This window comes from Actinomadura formosensis NBRC 14204 (assembly GCF_001552155.1).
GTDB classification, from domain to species: Bacteria; Actinomycetota; Actinomycetes; order Streptosporangiales; family Streptosporangiaceae; genus Spirillospora; species Spirillospora formosensis.
This window is the reverse complement of record NZ_BCQQ01000006.1, coordinates 56240-73402: the sequence shown is the minus strand read 5'-3', so window position 1 is coordinate 73402 and position 17163 is coordinate 56240. Positions and strand designations below refer to the sequence as shown.

At 71.8% G+C, this 17163-nt stretch carries 11 protein-coding genes; 6 read left to right on the top strand and 5 right to left on the bottom strand.

Annotated features, from left to right (window positions below; translation table 11 throughout):
- Positions 1-34 precede the first annotated feature (34 nt).
- Together AF1_RS02625 and AF1_RS02620 are read right to left on the bottom strand one after the other, a co-directional pair.
- Positions 35-3187: a beta propeller repeat protein gene (locus tag AF1_RS02625; protein WP_067793322.1), complete on the bottom strand. Its 3153-nt coding sequence runs from the start codon at positions 3185-3187 to the stop codon at positions 35-37.
- Between the two features lie 195 nt (positions 3188-3382).
- Complete coding sequence (locus AF1_RS02620) at positions 3383-4879, bottom strand: sulfatase family protein (RefSeq protein ID WP_067793320.1); 1497 nt, start codon at positions 4877-4879, stop codon at positions 3383-3385.
- A 129-nt stretch (positions 4880-5008) separates the two neighbouring features.
- On the opposite strand from AF1_RS02620, the gene AF1_RS02615 reads away from it, so the two are divergent.
- On the top strand, positions 5009-6460 hold the full coding sequence (locus AF1_RS02615) for a family 43 glycosylhydrolase (RefSeq protein WP_165488314.1): 1452 nt from the start codon (positions 5009-5011) through the stop codon (positions 6458-6460).
- A 6-nt stretch (positions 6461-6466) separates the two neighbouring features.
- Here the strand turns inward: AF1_RS02615 and AF1_RS02610 are convergent, their stop codons facing one another.
- The 3 genes from AF1_RS02610 to AF1_RS02600 are packed head-to-tail and all read right to left on the bottom strand — an operon-like array spanning position 6467 to position 9869.
- On the bottom strand, positions 6467-7375 hold the full coding sequence (locus AF1_RS02610; protein WP_067793315.1) for a glycosyltransferase: 909 nt from the start codon (positions 7373-7375) through the stop codon (positions 6467-6469).
- A complete protein-coding gene (locus AF1_RS02605) occupies positions 7372-8571 on the bottom strand; it encodes a hypothetical protein (protein ID WP_131732349.1) in 1200 nt (399 codons plus the stop codon). Before AF1_RS02605 ends, AF1_RS02610 begins: the two co-directional genes overlap by 4 nt.
- An 8-nt stretch (positions 8572-8579) precedes the next feature.
- Positions 8580-9869 carry a hypothetical protein gene (locus AF1_RS02600; protein WP_131732348.1) on the bottom strand — a complete coding sequence of 430 codons (1290 nt, stop codon included), beginning with the start codon at positions 9867-9869 and terminating at the stop codon, positions 8580-8582.
- A 172-nt stretch (positions 9870-10041) separates the two neighbouring features.
- On the opposite strand from AF1_RS02600, the gene glf reads away from it, so the two are divergent.
- The 5 genes from glf to AF1_RS02575 all read left to right on the top strand — a co-directional run bounded on the left by glf (position 10042) and on the right by AF1_RS02575 (position 17149).
- Complete coding sequence (gene glf / locus AF1_RS02595; RefSeq protein WP_067793308.1) at positions 10042-11220, top strand: UDP-galactopyranose mutase; 1179 nt, start codon at positions 10042-10044, stop codon at positions 11218-11220.
- On the top strand, positions 11217-13208 hold the full coding sequence (locus AF1_RS02590) for a glycosyltransferase (RefSeq protein ID WP_067793306.1): 1992 nt from the start codon (positions 11217-11219) through the stop codon (positions 13206-13208). Before glf ends, AF1_RS02590 begins: the two co-directional genes overlap by 4 nt.
- A complete protein-coding gene (locus tag AF1_RS02585) occupies positions 13205-14086 on the top strand; it encodes an ABC transporter permease (RefSeq protein ID WP_067793304.1) in 882 nt (293 codons plus the stop codon). Before AF1_RS02590 ends, AF1_RS02585 begins: the two co-directional genes overlap by 4 nt.
- A gap of 4 nt (positions 14087-14090) precedes the next feature.
- Positions 14091-14867 carry an ABC transporter ATP-binding protein gene (locus AF1_RS02580; RefSeq protein ID WP_067793302.1) on the top strand — a complete coding sequence of 259 codons (777 nt, stop codon included), beginning with the start codon at positions 14091-14093 and terminating at the stop codon, positions 14865-14867.
- 248 nt (positions 14868-15115) lie between these two features.
- Positions 15116-17149, top strand: coding sequence for a hypothetical protein (locus tag AF1_RS02575; protein ID WP_067793301.1), 2034 nt, complete (start codon positions 15116-15118; stop codon positions 17147-17149).
- Positions 17150-17163: the final 14 nt, after the last annotated feature.

The window sequence follows — 17163 nt, the reverse complement described above, 5'->3', positions numbered from 1 at the left end:
GGCGCCGGAGTGCCCGGCACCGAGGGTGGCGTGCTCAGCTCTTCCTGCTCCACAGGACGGGCTGCGCCTCGGATTGACGGGAGGTTCCGCCGACGCCGAGCAGCGCGTTCTTGAAGACGGCCAAGCCGGTGATCTGCTGGTCGCCCGCGCCGGACAGGCCCTTGGCGTCGAGGAGCGCGCCCTTCCACGTCGCCCCGTCCGAGGACGTCCACGACACCACGTCGGTGGCCCCGACGGGCCCGCTCGTGCCGGCCGCGGCGAACCCGTCAGGGGTCGCGGTCAGGCTCAGCACCTCAAGGTTCTTCGTGCCGTCCGGCGACGGAAGGTCGACCGGCTTCCAGGTGCGGCCGCCGTCGCCCGACAGATATCCGATCGCGATCCGGCCCGACGCCTTACGGCCGTTGCCGGTCGCCACGAGCGTGTTGTCCTTCGCGCTGATCTGCGTCAGCACGCCCTCCTGCACGCCCGAGGGAAGGGGAAGCTGCTTGAGCGTCCACTGCTTGCCGTCGGACGACGTCCACACGGCGGGGCGGTAGCCGGACTGCTGGGGCGCGGCGGGGTCGCGCAGGCCCCCGGCCGCAGCGAAGCCGAACGGCCCGCCCGCCACCGACCGCAGCCACCGGTTGGAGTTGGGGAGCGCCTTGAGCCCGCTGTTCCCGACGCCCGTTCCGCGCATCCAGGTTTTCAGGTCCGGGGAGAACCAGGTGGCCGCGGACAGCCCGTCCTCACCCACGACCACGTACCCGGCGGGGGCCGATGCGGCACCGTAGGTGACGAGTTCGTGCCGGCCGGCCTTGAACACCTCCGACTGGTCGGCCGCCTGCCAGCTCGACCCGTCGGCGGACGTCACCACGAGCGGCCGCCGCGGTCTGGCCTGGTCGAACCCGACGGCGAGCCAGCCCTTGGCGCCGGCGGTGACGCCGAGCAGCCGCTGCGGGCCGGGCCGGGACAGGGCCGCGCCGACACCGCGGGCACGGTTCCAGGTCTTGCCGTCCGCGGAGACCCAGGTGGCCGCCTCGCCGGCCGCGCTGCCGACCGCCACCGCCTTGCCGCCGTCCGCCGCCAGCGCGGTGACCGCCAGGTCGGGCCGCACCGCGCCGGGCACCTTGGACAGGTCGATGGGGACGTCTCCGCCGTTCCCGTCGTGCACGCTCAGCAGGGCGTCCGTGTCGCCGCCGCCGTCCTGCGCGCCGACCAGGATGCTCTGCCCACCAGCGAGGGCCGCGCCCCGGACGATCAGGCCGCGCGGTGCCGGGACGGTCCCGGCGTCCTTCCAGGTGCGGCCGTCGGTGCTCCGCGAGATCAGCCTGTCCCGCCCGCGGCCGACGATGGCCGCGAAGCCCTGGTCGTCGCTGAGCACGGCCTCGACCTGCTGGTAGCCGGAGACTGCCAGCTTGCCGACCTTCGTCCACTTCTCGCCGTCGGTGGAGGAGAAGAACTGGCCGCCGCCCTTGATCTCGCGGACCGCGAGGAAGCCGTCCGCGCCGCCGCCGATCATCAGGCCCCGGCTGCCCTTCGGCACCGGGATGATGGACTCGGTCCACGTGCCGCCACCGTCCTCGGACCGCCACACCTTCCGGGCCCTCGCGGGCTTCTTCGGATCCGGGCGGTGCACGCCCTCCAGCAGCAGAACGTTCCCGGACGAGGCGACGGTCACCAGCGTGACCTCGCCCTTCTTGACCGGAAGGTCCAGCCGGTCACCCGACCGGACCTGCCAGCTCCGGCCGTCCGCGGACGTCCACACCGCGGGTTCGGCATCGCTGAAGTCGCCCTTCCGGGAGGTGGCGCCGATGGCGACGAAACCGTCCGGGGCGGCGTAGACGTCCTTCACGCGGGTGCCCTTGCCGAAGGACTGCGCGGCCTTGTCGGGCAGCCGCTGCCAGGTCCGGCCGTCGCGGCTCGCCCACACCACGGCGCCGCCGTCGCGGCCGCCGAGCGCGACCCAGCCCTTGGCGGATCCGGTCACCGTCCGGGGGACCTCGTTCGGCGGCGGCTCCCCGCCGCCGGGCCCGGTCACCTTGCCGGAGGAGAAGGTGCGTCCGCCGTCAGTGGAGACGAGGAACTGGCCACGCGAACCCGAGGTGTCGGATTCGCCGCCGATGGCGACGACGGTGGAGCCCGCCGCCGCCACGTCCGTGAGGCGCTGGTCGCGTCCGTCGGTGGTGCCCGCGGAGTTCGCACCGAACATCGAACCCGCCAGCGTGACGTCGCCACCGGCGGCGCCGGTCGTGCTGTCGTCACCGCCCGCCAGGAAGAAGAACCCGCCGGCCGCCACAAGGGCGGCCGCCGCCAACCCGGCGACGCCGATGAGCAGCGGCTTCTTGATGTTCTTCCGCCGCTCCTTGGCCTTGCCCTGCGGCGTCGTCCGCCAGGGTTCCTCGATGACCGGTGGCGGCGCCGCCGGGTGGGCGGCCTCCTGCGGCGGCCCGCTCGGAATCTGCTGCGCGTAGGGGAACGACTCTCCGGCCGGTGGAGAAGCGGGTGGAGCCGCGGGCGTGCCCGGGATCTGCTGCGCGTAGGGGAACGGCTCGGGCGCCCGTGGGGCGGGGGTGCCGGGGATCTCCTGCGCGTAGGGGAACGGCTCGGGGGCCGGCGGGCTCTGCGCGAGGGAACTCGCCGCGGGCGGGTTCTGACCGGGCGGACGGGGAGCCGGCGGGTTCGGCGCGGACGGGTGCTGCGCGGCGGGCGGACGCTCCGCCCGCGCGGCGTCCGGGATCTGCTGTGCGTAAGGGAACGGCTCGGGTGTCCGGGGGAGGGGCGTGTCGGGGATCTGCTGCGCGTAGGGGAACGGCGGGGGCGCTGGGATGTCGGTGGACGTGGCCGGGGGAGCGGGCTGCGCGGCCGGGGCCGCCGGCCCGGTCGCCGCCGGGGAATCGGTCTCCTCCTCCGCGGAGGGTTCGCGCGCGATCACGACGGTCCGAGGCGACCCCTCGGGCTGCGGGACGACGACGGTGCGCTCCATCCGGGTGCGGTCGGCCATCTCGGCCTCCGCGTCGTCCTCGGACTCGTCCTCGGGACGGTCGCCGCCGGACCCTCCCGGCTCAGGGGCGTCCTCGGGCAGGAGCGCGACCGGACCGGGCGCCTGCCCGTCGTTCAGCCACTGCGGGGGAGGCGGGCCCTGGTCCGGCCGCCCGGGTTCGGGACGCTCACCCTCGTGGTCGTCATCCGGTTTTCCGGTTGGAGTCACACCCGCTCTCCCAGCATCAGGGTCGATGTCACGTCGCTATCCTGTCGCCCGCGCGGCCCGCACGACGCCAGCGATGATAGCGGCGCAAACGGGACGGAATTTTCTAATGTCCGCTGAGCTGCTCGTCCATCCAGGTCATCATCTTCGCCCCGGCGTCCTTGCTCAGATTGGTGAGCTGCATGTCCCGCCTTCCCGCTATCGGCTCCGGCCCGCGGATGCGCAGCTCGCGCCCGAGCAGTGGGTCAACGCGTACAGCAGCGCGGAGAGCCGCCGCCGTCGCTCCTCCGGCAGCGTCCCGGCGAGGTTGTCGAGATTGTGCGGGTCGCGGGTGAGGTCGTAGTACTCCCGCTCACCGTCGGCGTACTCGACGTACAGCATGTCGGTGGTGCGCAGTGCGTTGTACGTTGCCGGCGAGCCGGGCAGGGAGTCCTGGCGGTCCGGGTCCGCGGCGGAGAACGGCGGCTTGACGTGCTCGATCAGTGCCGTCTGCCGCCAATCGTCCGGGGTGTCGCCGCGCAGGAACGGGACGAGTGACCGGCCGTCGGCGGAGCCGGGAGCCCGGAGGCCCGCCATGTCGAGGAAGGTGGGGGCGAGGTCGGTGTTCTGCGTGATGGCGTCCGCCCGGCCGCCCGCGGGGATACCGGGCCCGGTGAAGACGAACGGGACGCGGATGTCGCTTGTGTACGGGGTCATCTTGCCGCCGGCGAGCCGGTGCTCGCCGAGGTGGAATCCGTTGTCGGAGCCGAAGATGACGTAGGTGTCCTTGTCCCGGCCGAGTGTCTTCAGCGTCGAACGGATCCGGCCGACCATCTCGTCCACCGACTGCACCATCCGGGCCCGGTTGCGGAAGGAGTCGTCGATGTGGGTGAGCCGGCGTGGCCCCAGCTTGCGATGCTTCCGCAGCCAGGACGGCTTGTCGCTGATGTCGGGCTCGTTGAACGACGGCGGCCGGGGTGCCCTGAGACGGGGGAACGCCGTGGCGTGCCGGGGCGCGGGGATGAACGGCCCGTGCGGTGCGAACGTCGCGATCTCCAGGAAGAACGGCTGCCCGGAGCCGCCGGCGCGCTGGACGAAGTCGGTGCTCTTGTCGGCGAGCACATCGGTCAGGTAGTCCTTCGGCCGGTGCCCGTAGTGGACGGGGCGGCCGTTCTCGTTCAGTTCGTAGCCGAACTCGGGATAGCCGTTGCCCCCGACGTACCACTCGCTCCAGCCCGGCGGGACCTTCCGCGGCAGGCCGCTTCGGTCCCGGGGCTCGTACCCGTTCATGTACTTGCCCAGCATGGCGGTGCGGTAGCCGGCCTTCTGGAGCGCGGGCGCGAACGACGCCTGCTCGCCGCCTTTGCGCTGGAAGACGTGGTAGCCGCCGTCCGGCGGGAAGTTCGTCCGCACCCCGGTGTTGTGCGGATACATTCCCGTGAAGATCGTGGCCCGGGACGTGCAGCAGAGGGAGTCCGCCATGAGGAAGTTCTGGAAGGTGAGCCCCTCGCGTTGCATGCGCTGCACCTGCGGCATGTAGGGGAGCAGGTCCCACGACAGGTCGTCGGTGAGCACGAACACGATGTTCGGCCTCTTCACGAGCGTCCTGTCTTTCCGGTCCTGTCCGATGCCGCCGGAGCAGGCGCCGAGCAGCAGTCCGGTGAGGACGACGAAGAGAAGGGGGAAGGGCGGTCGGTGCCGCCGGGATCGGAACACTCCGCCTCTCCTTGATCAGGTACGCCGGGTTGCAGCGTACCGAGGTGTGTGCCCGGCTTGTCGCGACCTTGATGGTTCGCGGTGGCCGCCGGCTGTTGGCATCATGCGGAATGTCCCAGGAGGAGGGCCGTGAACTCTCGACCGACCGGTCCGGTGGTTCCGCTGGTCGCGGGCGCGGCGATCACGGGACTCATCGCGTTGCTGATCCTGCTCGCCGGCAGCCTGGTGCCCGGCCTGCGAGCGGGCTCCTCCGGCGGCACGGCCCCGGCGCGCGGCGCCGCACCGGTGACACCCGCCCCGGCGGGGACGGCCACGCCGGTGACCGCCCCGGGCTACTCCCCGGCCGAGCCGGTGATCCGGGACTCCTTCGCCGATCCCGCCGTCATCAAGGCCGGGAACACCTACTACGCCTACGGCACCAACGCCGGCGTCAACATGCCGGTCGAGAGCGCGCCGACGGTCACCGGCCCCTGGGAGAGACTGCCCGGTGACGGACTCGCGCACCTGCCGTCCTGGGCCGCCGAAGGCCGGACGTGGGCGCCCGAGGTCGTGCCCCCCGGGCCCGGTAACGGCGGCTACCTGCTGTACTTCTCGGCGCGGGTGAAGAACCGGGACCTGCAGTGCATCGGTGTCGCGACGTCGGCGTCCCCGGCCGGCCCCTTCGCGGCCCTGGAGGGTGGGCCGCTGGTGTGCCCCGCGGAACTCGGCGGAGCCATCGACGCGTCGTCCTTCATCGAGCGTGACGGCACCCGCTACCTGCTCTACAAGACCGACGCCCGGACGACGGCGGCGATCTACCTGGTGCGGCTGAGCCCGGACGGACTGTATCTGGCCGGGCCGCCCACCGAGATCATGGGCAGGGGCGGGAACGATCCCGTTCTGGTGGAGTCGCCCGCCCTCGTGCACCGGGGCGGCAAGTACGTTCTGCTGTACTCCGCCGGCTGGTACTTCGAGACCAATTATCAGACCAGGTACGCGGTGGCGTCGTCGCTGGCCGGACCTTACGTGAAGGCGCCGGACCCGGTGCAGTCCACCGACGGTTACGACGGGAAGGTCAAGGGGCCGGGCGGGGCGAGCATCGTCACCGATGCCGCCGGCGACCATCTGGTCTTCCACGGAATCCTGGAGTTCCACGGCGACTCGCAGGTGACCCGGGGCATGTACGTCGCGAGCCTCGGCTGGGACGGTCCCCGTCCCGTGCTACGCGGTGTCCCCGTCCGGTACGAAGCGGAGAACGCTCGTATCGGGACCTGCGCCACCGTCGTCGGCCGTCCGCGCGCCTCCGCGGGCAAGGCCCTCGCGCCGCTCGCGCAGGGCGGCTGCCAGATCGAATTGGACGCGGCCGCACCCGAGACCGGCCGGTACACCGTGCAGATCCGGTATGCGAATCGGTCCGGGCGGCCGGGCACGCAGCAGCTGATCGTGAACGGGCGCGCGGCCGTCCCGGTGAACCTGCGTACGACGGGAGAGGACGAATGGGCGTCGGCCAAGGTGGAGGTCGACCTTGTCTCGGGCCAGAACGTTCTCGCGCTGCGTCAGGTGACGGGAGCGGGCCAGCTCGACTACTTCGAGGTCGGCTGACCCGCGTCAGATCCCGAGGTCGCGGAGTACCTCGGCGGTGGGACGGGGCCGCTTGCGCAGACCGTCGCCGAGCCCGCGTGCCAGGCAGCGGAGCAGGGCGGCCCGGTCTTGGGAGCCGGCGAAGGTTCGGACCCAGCGCCGCAGGGTCGAGCCACCGTAGAGGAGACGTTCGGTGGGGGACAGGGCGCGGCTGCGGGTGAAGAGCCACACCTTGTTGCGTACCTCGTAGTAGAAGCGCGGACCTGGATCTGCATCGGTCGAGCCGAAGGTCACGGTCTTGTGGACGACCACGCTGTCGCGGGACAGCAGCCCGCGCCGGCCGCGCAGGATCCGCATGGTGAACTCGAAGTCGTCGTTCCACAGGAAGTAGTCCGCGATGGGCAGTCCCCTCTCACGCACGTGGCGCGCGTCGATCAGCACGGACACGAACGAGGCGGACCGGATCGGATAGCCGTTCACCGCCTCCGCCAGGGCCAGCTCGGACGACGACGCCCGCGGCTTGCGGCGCGGGGTGTTCATCGGATGGTCGCGGCCGTCCGTCCACACGACGCGGCTGGCGACCAGGACGGGCGCGTTGCCGCCACCGCCCGGCTCGGCGGCGAGCAACGCCTTGAGGGCACCGGGCTCGGGAACGGTGTCGTCGTCCAGTAACCAGAGAAGATCGGCCTCCCCCGTGAGTGCGTGTGCGATGCCCGCGGCGAACCCGCCGGCGCCGCCCGTGTTGACGGGAAGCTCCAGCAGCTCGGTCTCTGGGAACCGGGCGCGGACCAGCTCCGGCGTCCCGTCGCCGGATGCGTTGTCCACGACGATGACCCGGTCCGGGACGCGGCTCTGCGACCGCAGCGCCGTCAGCGCCTCGGTCAGCAGCTCCTGCCGCCGAAACGTGACGACGACCGCGGCGACGACCGGGCTCATCGGCCCATGCCCGCGCGCCTGGCGGCGCGCCGCAGCGCCGGGTTCGGCACGGCGGCGGTCTCCATGAGCCGGTCGAGACCGTCCCGCACACTGGCGAGGTCGGCGTGCAGCTGGGCGAGGCCGACCCGTTCGCGCACCTCCGCGAGCCGCGTCAGCAGCTCGGCGATGACCGCGATCAGCGCCGTGGCCACCTCCCGGTCGGGCAGCTCACCCGGCATGACGGCCTGCTCGGGACGGGGTGCCGCCGCCAGCTCGGCCAGGTCACCGTGCACCCGGTAGCCCGCCGTCCGGATGCCGTCGACGACCTCGGCCGTGCGCCGGGCCGCCCAGGTGGCGTGCTCGTCCGGCAGGGCCATCGGGGCGTCGCCGCCGACCCCGCCGGCCTCGGCGCCCGCGCTGAGCGCATGCCCGATGAGGTGGGCGCGGACGACGTCCTCGTACTCGCCGCCGAGTGCCGCCGCCAGCTTGCCGTTCAGCCGCCGCATCAGTTCCGCCTCGATCACCGACAGCGGCCGGTCGTCCGGTATGCCCGCCACGTCGTACCGGGCGGCGTCGATGCCGGTCAGCTCGCAGAACCGCCGCCACAGCAGCCCCGGAGCGTTCCAGGAGGGCGGAAGCGTGATCACGTGGATGCGCTCGCGTGGCACCGCCGTCTCCCACGCCCGCAGAACCCGGACCGGATCGTGCAGGCCCCAGAACATCTCCCCGTACGGCTCGGGCGCGTCGATGCCGTGCTCGACCAGGTCGGCCACGAACCGCTCGAAGGTGATGGTGTGGGTGTGGCGGATCTGCTCCTGCCAATCCAGGATGAGCTGCGTGCCGAGGTCACGGGTCGCGAACACGATGTGCACCTCGGCGTCCCCGAACGAGGTGACGGCCCGCTCGACCTGTTGCTCGTCCGCTCCACCGAGAAGCTCCTGGGACAGGACGACCGTGTGCCCGCGCCAGCCGCGTGCCCGCTCCGCCACCCGCTCGTACGCGCCCTCCCAGGCCGGGTCCCGGTGACCGCCCCACGTCATGTCGCGCAGGTCCATGACCGCCCCGAAATGCTCCAGGGGACCGGCGACGGGATAGCGGACGCCGTCTTTCGCGAGGCGCCGCCGGTTCGCCCAGAGCGCCTTCTGCAGGAAGGCTCCGCCCGCCGCGGGCGCTCCGACGTGCAGGTACACGGCCTTGTCGGGCTGGGTCGGGTCCATCCGGTCGGTCACCTCGTGTTCGTCTCTTCGGCGGCGGGCACGGAGTCCCGTGGGCCGGACTGAAGCCGCCAGTACGTCTCCCGCAGGCGGGCGGCCATCGGGTGACGCTCGCTCAGCGTCCGCGCCGCCCGTTTGACGAGGGGGACGGTGTCCTCGCACAGCCGGTCGATCCGCTCCCGCAGTAGTTTCGCGTCGGCGTGCAGCAGTTCGATCTGGTCGGCCTTCCGCGTCCCGATGCCCGCCGGCAGCCCGGCCAGCTCCGCCTCCGAGTCGGCGATCCGCCGGAGCAGCGCTCCGATCGTGTCGTCGGCGGCGTCGGCGATGCCGGCCCAGTCGGGGTCGTCGGGATGCCGCCCGGCGTCGTCTCCGGGGGGTGACGGCCGCAGCTCCTCCAGGTCGCCGACGATGTCGTACCCGGCTTCGCGAAGCCGGTGGATTGTCTCCGCCGCCTGCTCCGCCGCCCAGGCGTGGTCCTCGGCGGGCAACTGGATGCGCGGGGACCCCGTCCGGCGGCCGAGCACGTCCTGGGCCAGGTGGTGCTTGATCTCGTCGTTGTAGAAGTGCCAGTCGACGGTCGCCTCGTCCAGGGACGCGTTCAGCCGGCGCAGAATCTGCGTCTCCGGCAGCCCCAGCGACGGGTTCGCGAAGGGGGCGGCCAGGTCGCAGCTCTCCGGCGGTACGCCCACCACCCGGCAGAACCGCTTCCAGAGCAGGTCGCGTGGTGCGCTTGGCCGTGGAAGCGTCACGAGATGGACGTTCTCCGGCGGAAGGTTCTCCGCCCAGCGTCCGAGGACGTCGATGGGGTCCTGGAGCCCCCAGAAGAGCCGGGCGACCTTGACGGTGTTGCGGTCGGGGCGGCGCAGTGCCGCGGTGAAGTCGGCGAACGAGGTGGTGAAGCGGTTCTTGATGTCCTCCTGCCAGTGCGCCGGGATCTGCCGGGCCATGTCCCGGACGGTGAAGATCACGTGCACGTCGGCGAAGCCGAGGTCGTCCAGCGCCCGCGCGACATGCGGGCGCAGCGCGGGCGCGAACAGCTCCTGCGAGATGAGCGTCGTGCCGGGCCAGGCGCGGGCCCGGCTGACCAGGTCCGGCCATGCGCCGGGGACGAGGGGGTCCGACGCGCCGCGGAAGAACGTCTCGCGAAGGTCGAAAGCGGCCCTGACGTGCGCGGCGTCGTCGTCGCCCGGGTAGAGCACGCCGTGCGACCGCAGCCGCTCCCGGTTGTGCCACAGGACGTTCTGCAGGAACGTCGTCCCGCTCTTGGCCGCCCCGACGTGCAGGTACACCACCGGACGCACGCCGGGCCCGGGAGTTTCGGGAGAAGGTGCCGCCACTGCGTTCCTCGGGCTCATGGGCGCTGCCGATCGATCAGCCGGTATCTTAGCCGGGTATCTGTGCGAACAACGCGTATCGCCCGGGGCTCCGGCCCCGCTCGCTCCCGGCCCCCCGCATGGAGATGGACGCCGTCCCGTGAAGATCGATCTTGTTGTCGTGGGTGCCGGGTTCTTCGGCCTTACCGTCGCCGAACGGTGCGCGGCCGAGCTGGGCCTTCGCGTGCTCGTCCTGGAGCGCCGCGACCACATCGGCGGCAATGCCTACAGTGAGCCGGAGCCGGAGACCGGCATCGAGGTCCACCGCTACGGTGCGCACCTGTTCCACACCTCGAACGAGCGGGTGTGGGAGTACGCGAACAGGTTCACCGCCTTCACCTCCTACCAGCACCGGGTGTTCTCGACGTTCAAGGGCCGGGTGTACCCGATGCCCATCAACCTCGGCACGATCTGCGAGTACTTCGGCCGTGCGATGTCCCCGGACGAGGCCCGCGCGCTCATCGCCCGGCAGGCCGGGGAGGGCGTGCCGGACGGCGGGCCGCGCAACCTGGAGGAGAAGGCGATCTCGCTCATCGGACGCCCGCTGTACGAGGCGTTCGTGCGGGGGTACACGGCGAAACAGTGGCAGACCGACCCGCGGGAACTCCCGGCGGAGATCATCACCCGGCTGCCGGTGCGGTACACGTTCGACAACCGGTACTTCAACGACCGGCACGAGGGGCTCCCGGTCGACGGCTACACGGCGTGGCTGGAGCGGATGGCCGACCACCCGAACATCGAGGTGCGCCTCGGCGCCGACTTCTTCGAGCGGCGAGACGACCTCGTCGGGCGGGTTCCGGTCGTCTACACCGGCCCCCTCGACCGTTACTTCGACTACCGCGAGGGCGAACTCGGCTGGCGGACGCTGGACTTCGAGATGGAGGTCAGGCCGACCGGCGACTTCCAGGGCACGTCCGTCATGAACTACGCCGACGAGGACGTCCCCTACACGCGAATCCACGAGTTCCGGCACTTCCACCCGGAACGGGAGTGGTACCCGCGCGACAAGACCGTGATCATGCGGGAGTACTCCCGCGCGGCGGCGCGCGGGGACGAGCCGTACTACCCGGTCAACACGCCGGACGACCGCGCGATGCTGCTGCGCTACCGGGATCTCGCCCGACGCGAGGACGGTGTCCTGTTCGGCGGCCGGCTCGGCACCTACCAGTACCTCGACATGCACATGGCGATCGGCGCCGCGCTCAGCATGGTCGACAACCGGTTGCGCCCGCACTTCGCGGGCGGCGCCCGACTGGTCAGCGGAGGAGTGGACGAGTGACGACGACGAACCCCGCCGGCCCGCCGGAGACGGTGACGCCGCGCACGCTGCAGCGGGTCGTGCTGCCGGTCGGGCGGGACCTGGACGTGCTGCCGCTGTACATCGAGGGCCGGATGGTCCGGGGTGCGGAGGCCGTGGCGGAGGAGAGCGCGGTGGAGGCCGCGCCCGGGTTCCCGGAGACGGGCGGGCGGGCCGGTGAGGCGGGGCGCCGCACCGTCCTGGTCCCGGTCGGCGGCCGGGTGTCGTTCGCGACCTACTTCAACGCGTTCCCCGCCGGGTACTGGCGCCGCTGGACACACGTGGAGGAGGTCGCCCTGCGGGTCCGGCTCCGCGGCGAGGCGACCGTCATCGTCTACCGGTCCAGCGCCAAGGGGCACGTGCACCGGGTCGCGTCGGTGACGGTGGACTCCGAGACCGCGGAGGAACGTTCCTTCGCCCTCTCGCTCAAGCCGTTCCTGGACGGCGGCTGGTACTGGTTCGACGTGCTGGCCGGGGAGCGCACCGCGGTGCTGGAACGGGCCGAATGGTGCGCCGACGTCGAGCAGGTGCGGCGCCAGGGCACCGCGAGCATCGGCATCACGACGTTCAACCGTCCCGCCTTCTGCGTGGACCAGCTCATCGCGCTCGGTGAGGCGCCGGAGGTGCTCGACGTCATCGACGAGATCTTCGTCGTCGATCAGGGCACCGACCGCATCGAGGACCATCCCGACTTCGCGGCGGCCGAGGCGGGGCTCGGTGGCCGCTTGCGCGTCATCGACCAGGGCAATCTGGGTGGCTCCGGCGGCTTCGCGCGGGCGATGGACGAGACGGTCCGGGCCGGCCGCAGCGACTATGTGCTGCTTCTCGACGACGACGTGGTGACCGAGAGCGAGGGCATCCTGCGCGCGGTCGCGTTCGCCGACCATGCCAAGACGCCGACGATCGTCGGCGGGCACATGTTCAACCTGTTCGTCCGCTCCCAGCTGCACGCGTTCGGCGAGACGATCGAGCGCTACCGCTGGTGGTGGGGGCCGGCCGCGCACACCTGGCCGGAGCACGACTTCGCGCAGAAGGGCAACGCGCTGCGGGAGACGCCGTGGCTGCACCGCCGCGTCGACTCCGACTACAACGGCTGGTGGATGTGCCTGATCCCGGTGGAGACCATCGGCAAGATCGGGCTGTCCATGCCGATGTTCATCAAGTGGGACGACGCCGAGTACGGGGTCCGCGCGCGGGCCGCCGGGTTCTCCACCGTGTCGCTGCCGGGGGTGGCGGCCTGGCACGTTCCGTGGCAGGACAAGGACGACGGCATCGACTGGCAGGCGTACTTCCACTGGCGCAACCGGCTGGTCACGGCGCTGCTCCACTCACCGTACGAGCGGGGCGGCAACCTGCTGAAGGAGAGCTTCATCATCTCGGTGAAGCACGCGCTCGCCATGCAGTACTCCACCGCCGAGCTCATGGTCATGGCGTTGCGGGACGTGCTGGCCGGGCCCGAGCACATGCACGCGGGCATGGTCACCAAGGTGAAGGAGGTCCGCCGGGTGCGGGCCGGGTTCCCGGACGCGCAGGCCGGTGAGCGTGTCGAGGAGTTCCCCGACGTGCGGCGGACCCGTCCCCCCAGGCGCGGCCGGAACCCGGACGTGCCCAAGGGCCGGTCCAAGGTGATCAAGACCGCGCTGACCAGCGCCATCCGCCACCTCGGGCCGGTCGACGAGGAAGCGCTGCGCAACCCGCAGGCGACGATCCCGCATCTCGACCAGCACTGGGGGATGCTGTCGAAGTTCGACAGCGCTCTCGTCTCGTCCGCGGACGGCACGAAGGTGACCTGGTACCAGCGCGACCCGAAGCGTTTCCGGGCCATCATGAAACGCAGCGGCCTGCTGCATGCCAAGCTCACCCGTGAGTGGGACGACCTCGCCGCGCGCTACCGGGCCGCGGCGGAGGAACTGGCCTCCCCGGAGGCGTGGCGGGAGACGTTCGCCGCCGCCGGATCGGCGGGCGAATGAGCGAGCGGACGGTCCCGGCGCACGCGGGCGGCCTCCCACCGCTCGTCGCGCCGGGCACCGGCGGTGGGCTGCGGCACGTCCTCAAGGACCGTTACCTGCTGCGTCTGCTCGTGCGGCGGGAGCTCAAGGCCCGCTACAAGGGCTCGCTCCTCGGTCTCGGTTGGTCCTATGTACGTCCGGCGGTGCATTTCTCCGTCTACTTCTTCGTGGTCGGGGTCTTCCTCGGGATGGACCGCCACGTCGAGCATTTCCCGATCTACCTGTTCTCCGGCATGGTGCTGGTGAACCTGTTCACCGAGACCATCCACTCCTGCACCCGTTCGGTCACCGGCAACGGTCCGCTGATCAAGAAGGTGTTCCTGCCGCGCGAACTGTTTCCCGTCGCGTCGCTGCTGGTGTCGCTGGTGCACTTCCTGCCGGGGTTCGGAATCATGCTGGGCGGCGCGCTCGCGTACGGCTGGCGGCCGTCGCCGGCGGGGCTCGCCGGCGCGGTGCTCGGCTTCGCGATCATCATCGTCCTCGGGCTCGGGATCGGGCTGCTGTTCGCCGGGATCAACGTCTTCTTCCGCGATCTGGAGCAGGTCGTGGACATCATGATGATCGTCATCACCTGGTCGGTGCCGATGATCTATCCCTGGTGGCATGTCCGAGACCAGGCGCCGGGCTGGGTGCTGGAGACGTACCTGGCCAATCCGCTCGTGTCCGCGGTCAGCCTGTTCCAGCGCGCGTTCTGGTTCCCGGGCACGCGGGGCGACTTCACCTTCCCCCCGGACATGTACGGCCGTGCCGCGATCTCGCTCGCGGTGGCCGGGCTCGTGTTCCTCGCCGGCAGTCTGGTGTTCGCGCGCGCCCAGCAGCGGTTCGCCCAGGAGTTGTAGCGACGTGGCCATCCCCCCGATCCCCGAGTCCATCGTCATCGACGCGGTGAGCAAGCAGTTCACGCTTCGGCACGCCCGGTCCATCCGGGAGATGACGATCCGCGCCGTCCGGCGGCAGAGCCTGTCGGAGACGTTCAACGCGCTGGACGACGTGAGCCTGACGATCTACCAGGGTGAGACGGTCGCGCTGATGGGGCTGAACGGCTCCGGTAAGAGCACCCTGCTCAAGCTGATCTCCGGGGTGATGCGCCCGGACTCCGGTTCGGTCCGGGTGCGCGGCCGGATCGCCGGGCTGATCGACGTCGGTGCCGGGCTGCATCCCGATCTCACCGGACGCGAGAACGTCTACCTGAACGCGGCGATCCTGGGCATGTCCGAGGCGGAGATCAAGCGAAAGTTCGACACGATCGTCGAGTTCTCCGGGGTCGAGCGGTTCCTGGACAACCAGGTGCGGTTCTACTCCTCGGGCATGTTCATGCGCCTCGCGTTCTCCATCGCGGCGCACACCGAGCCGGACGTGTTCCTCGTTGACGAGGCGCTGGCCGTCGGCGACCCGCCGTTCCGGGAGAAGTGCCTCAAGCGCATCCGGGAACTGCGGGGAGAGGGACGCACCATGGTGATCGTGGCGCACGACATCGAGATGCTCACCCGGCTGTGCGACCGCGGCGTCACGCTGCGCCAGGGCAGGGTCATCTTCGACGGCGATCCGGCGGAGGCGGGCAAGCTGTGGCGCCAGGACCGCCAGGCCAAGCGCGCGGCGATACAGGCGGGCAAGCCCTGACCGTTCCGCAGTGCGGTGGGGAGGGGAAAGTGGCCGGGTGCGGCCAGTTTTGCGGGGCGGGTTGTCCGATCTTTCATGCAGGTGAGGTGGGGTGCCCGAAATGGTGGGGCTAATCGGTTATCTGTAGTGCTGTTACGTTGAAGGACGCGCGGGGACGCAGGAAGGTCTTTACCCTGGACTGCGTAGGCAAGCTGACCGGCAACCCCCAGGCACTCCCGCGACTCCAGGGGTCTCTCGACGTGACGGACATGGCGAGCGGGTCCGCGATGGCGCGGCTCACACAGGCCGACCGCGTTCATGTGGGCTGGCGTTACGTGCAGGTGCACCCCGACCCGGGGCCGCCACCGGAGCGGCCCGAGCAGCCCGAACGGGCGCCGCTGCCGCCGCAGGGGCGGCGGCCCGCCGAGCACATGGCCGGCCGGCCGCTGCGCATCGCGTTCGGCGGGACGGTCGCGTTCGTCGGCCTGTTCCTGCTGTGCGGCATCGTGGGCGTGATCCCGTGGGCGTTCGCCGGGGTGGCGCTGCTGGCGTGCGCGATCGTCCTGGGCATCACCGGCGGCGGGCTGTGGCGGGACGAGCGGGGCGTGCGGGAGCGGCTCGCGCTGGAGCGGGACGAGGAGGAGCGCCGCAGGGCCGCCCGTGAGCGGGAGCGGGACGCGGCCGAGAAGGCGTACGCCAAGGCCCGCGCCGAATGGGAGAGCCGCCGGGCGGCGTACGAGAGCCAGCGCGAGTGGTACCCGGTCGCGGTGCCGCCCGGCGTGGACCGGGTGGACATCGTCGGCGGGACGCTCGCCGGATGGGCCGCGGCCGTGACCACCATGGGGGCGGCGCGGCTGGCGGTGGGCGCCCGGCTCACCGTCATCGACCTTTCCGAGGGCGCGGTCGCGCACGACCTGCTGCGGCTGGCGGCCGACCGGGGGGACGACCCGCTCGTCTGGGTGCTGCCCGCCGACCTGCCCCGGCTGGACGTCACGCGGGGGCTGAACCGGGAGGCGCTCGCCGACGTGCTCTCGCTCGTGGTCAGCGCGGGCGAGGAGGAGGGCGGCACCCGGGATCTGTCGTTCGACAACGCGATCCTGGAACGGCTCATCGAGGTCCTCGGGCCGGACGCGACGATCCCGCGGATCACCGCGGCGCTGCGCGTCCTCGCCCAGGTCGGCGACCCGCGCGACGACCTGCGGAAGGGGCTCCTCACCGACGAGCAGCTCGAACGCATCGCGACGCTGTTCGGCCGGGACGCCACCGACCGGATCGTCGTCCGGCGGGCGTGGGCGCTCGAAGCGCAGCTCCGCAAGCTGGAGAAGCTCGCCACCGAGCCCGTCACGCTGCCGCCGTCCAGGCTGCACGTGGTGTCGATGGACCGGCGCGCGGGCGTCCTCACCAACCGGATCCTCGGCACCTACGTCACGACCGCGCTCACCCACCGGATCCGCGAGGCCCCGCCCGGCGGCAAGTGGGACCACACCCTGTTCCTGTGCGGGGCCGAGAAGCTGCGCGGGGACGTCCTCGACCGGCTCATCGACGCGTGCGAGGCCACCGGGACCGGGCTCGTGCTGATGTACCGGTCGATCCCCGGCCACGTCCGCGAACGGCTCGGACGCCGGGGCCACGCCGCCGTCGGGTTCATGCGGCTCGGCAACCCCGAGGACGCCCGCGTCGCCGCCGAGCACATCGGCGCCGGCCAGCCGCTGCTCGTCGCCGAGATCACCGACGCGGCGGGGGAGACGCTGTTCGACGTCGCGGGGGAGAGCTACGCCAGCACGGTCGCGTTCGCGCGGCCGCGCGGCGACGGCCTCACCGACCCGGTGTGGTCGCCGCTGCCCGCGCCCGCCGCCGACGACTCGGTCCTGGTGAAGGGCATCAGCTCCGCGACCGCGTGGGGCCGGACGGTCGCCGACCTCCGGACGAACAAGCAGCGCTTCCGGGAACTGCTGGTGGAACCGCCGCAGCTCCAGGAGCTCCCCCCGACCGCGATGGTGTTCACCCATTCGGGCGCTGCCGGCCGCCGCATCCTCCTCGTGGACGCCAACCCCGGCATCATCACGCTGCCGACCGCGCACTCGATGGAGTTCGAGGAGTACGTCCGCGAGCAGGAGTCGCTAGCCCAGGCCGAGGACGCCCCGCCGGCGCCCCCCGACCCGGAACCACCGGACGCGCCCGCGCCGCTGGTGCCGCACACCCGGCACGCACTGCCCCGCGGCGCCGGATCCCGCCCGGTCCGGATCGGCTCGCCGCTGAAACCCAACGGCAGGCACAAGGCGAACCCGCCGTCCTCTCCCTGACCGGCCCCGCCGCT

What these genes read in the sequence shown, in the direction of transcription:
- AF1_RS02610 (WP_067793315.1), bottom strand. Translation starts at nt 7,375, where the DNA reads ATGAGCCCGGTCGTCGCCGCGGTCGTCGTCACGTTTCGGCGGCAGGAG.
- AF1_RS02605 (WP_131732349.1), bottom strand. Translation starts at nt 8,571, where the DNA reads ATGGACCCGACCCAGCCCGACAAGGCCGTGTACCTGCACGTCGGAGCG.
- AF1_RS02585 (WP_067793304.1), top strand. Translation starts at nt 13,205, where the DNA reads ATGAGCGAGCGGACGGTCCCGGCGCACGCGGGCGGCCTCCCACCGCTC.
- AF1_RS02575 (WP_067793301.1), top strand. Translation starts at nt 15,116, where the DNA reads ATGGCGAGCGGGTCCGCGATGGCGCGGCTCACACAGGCCGACCGCGTT.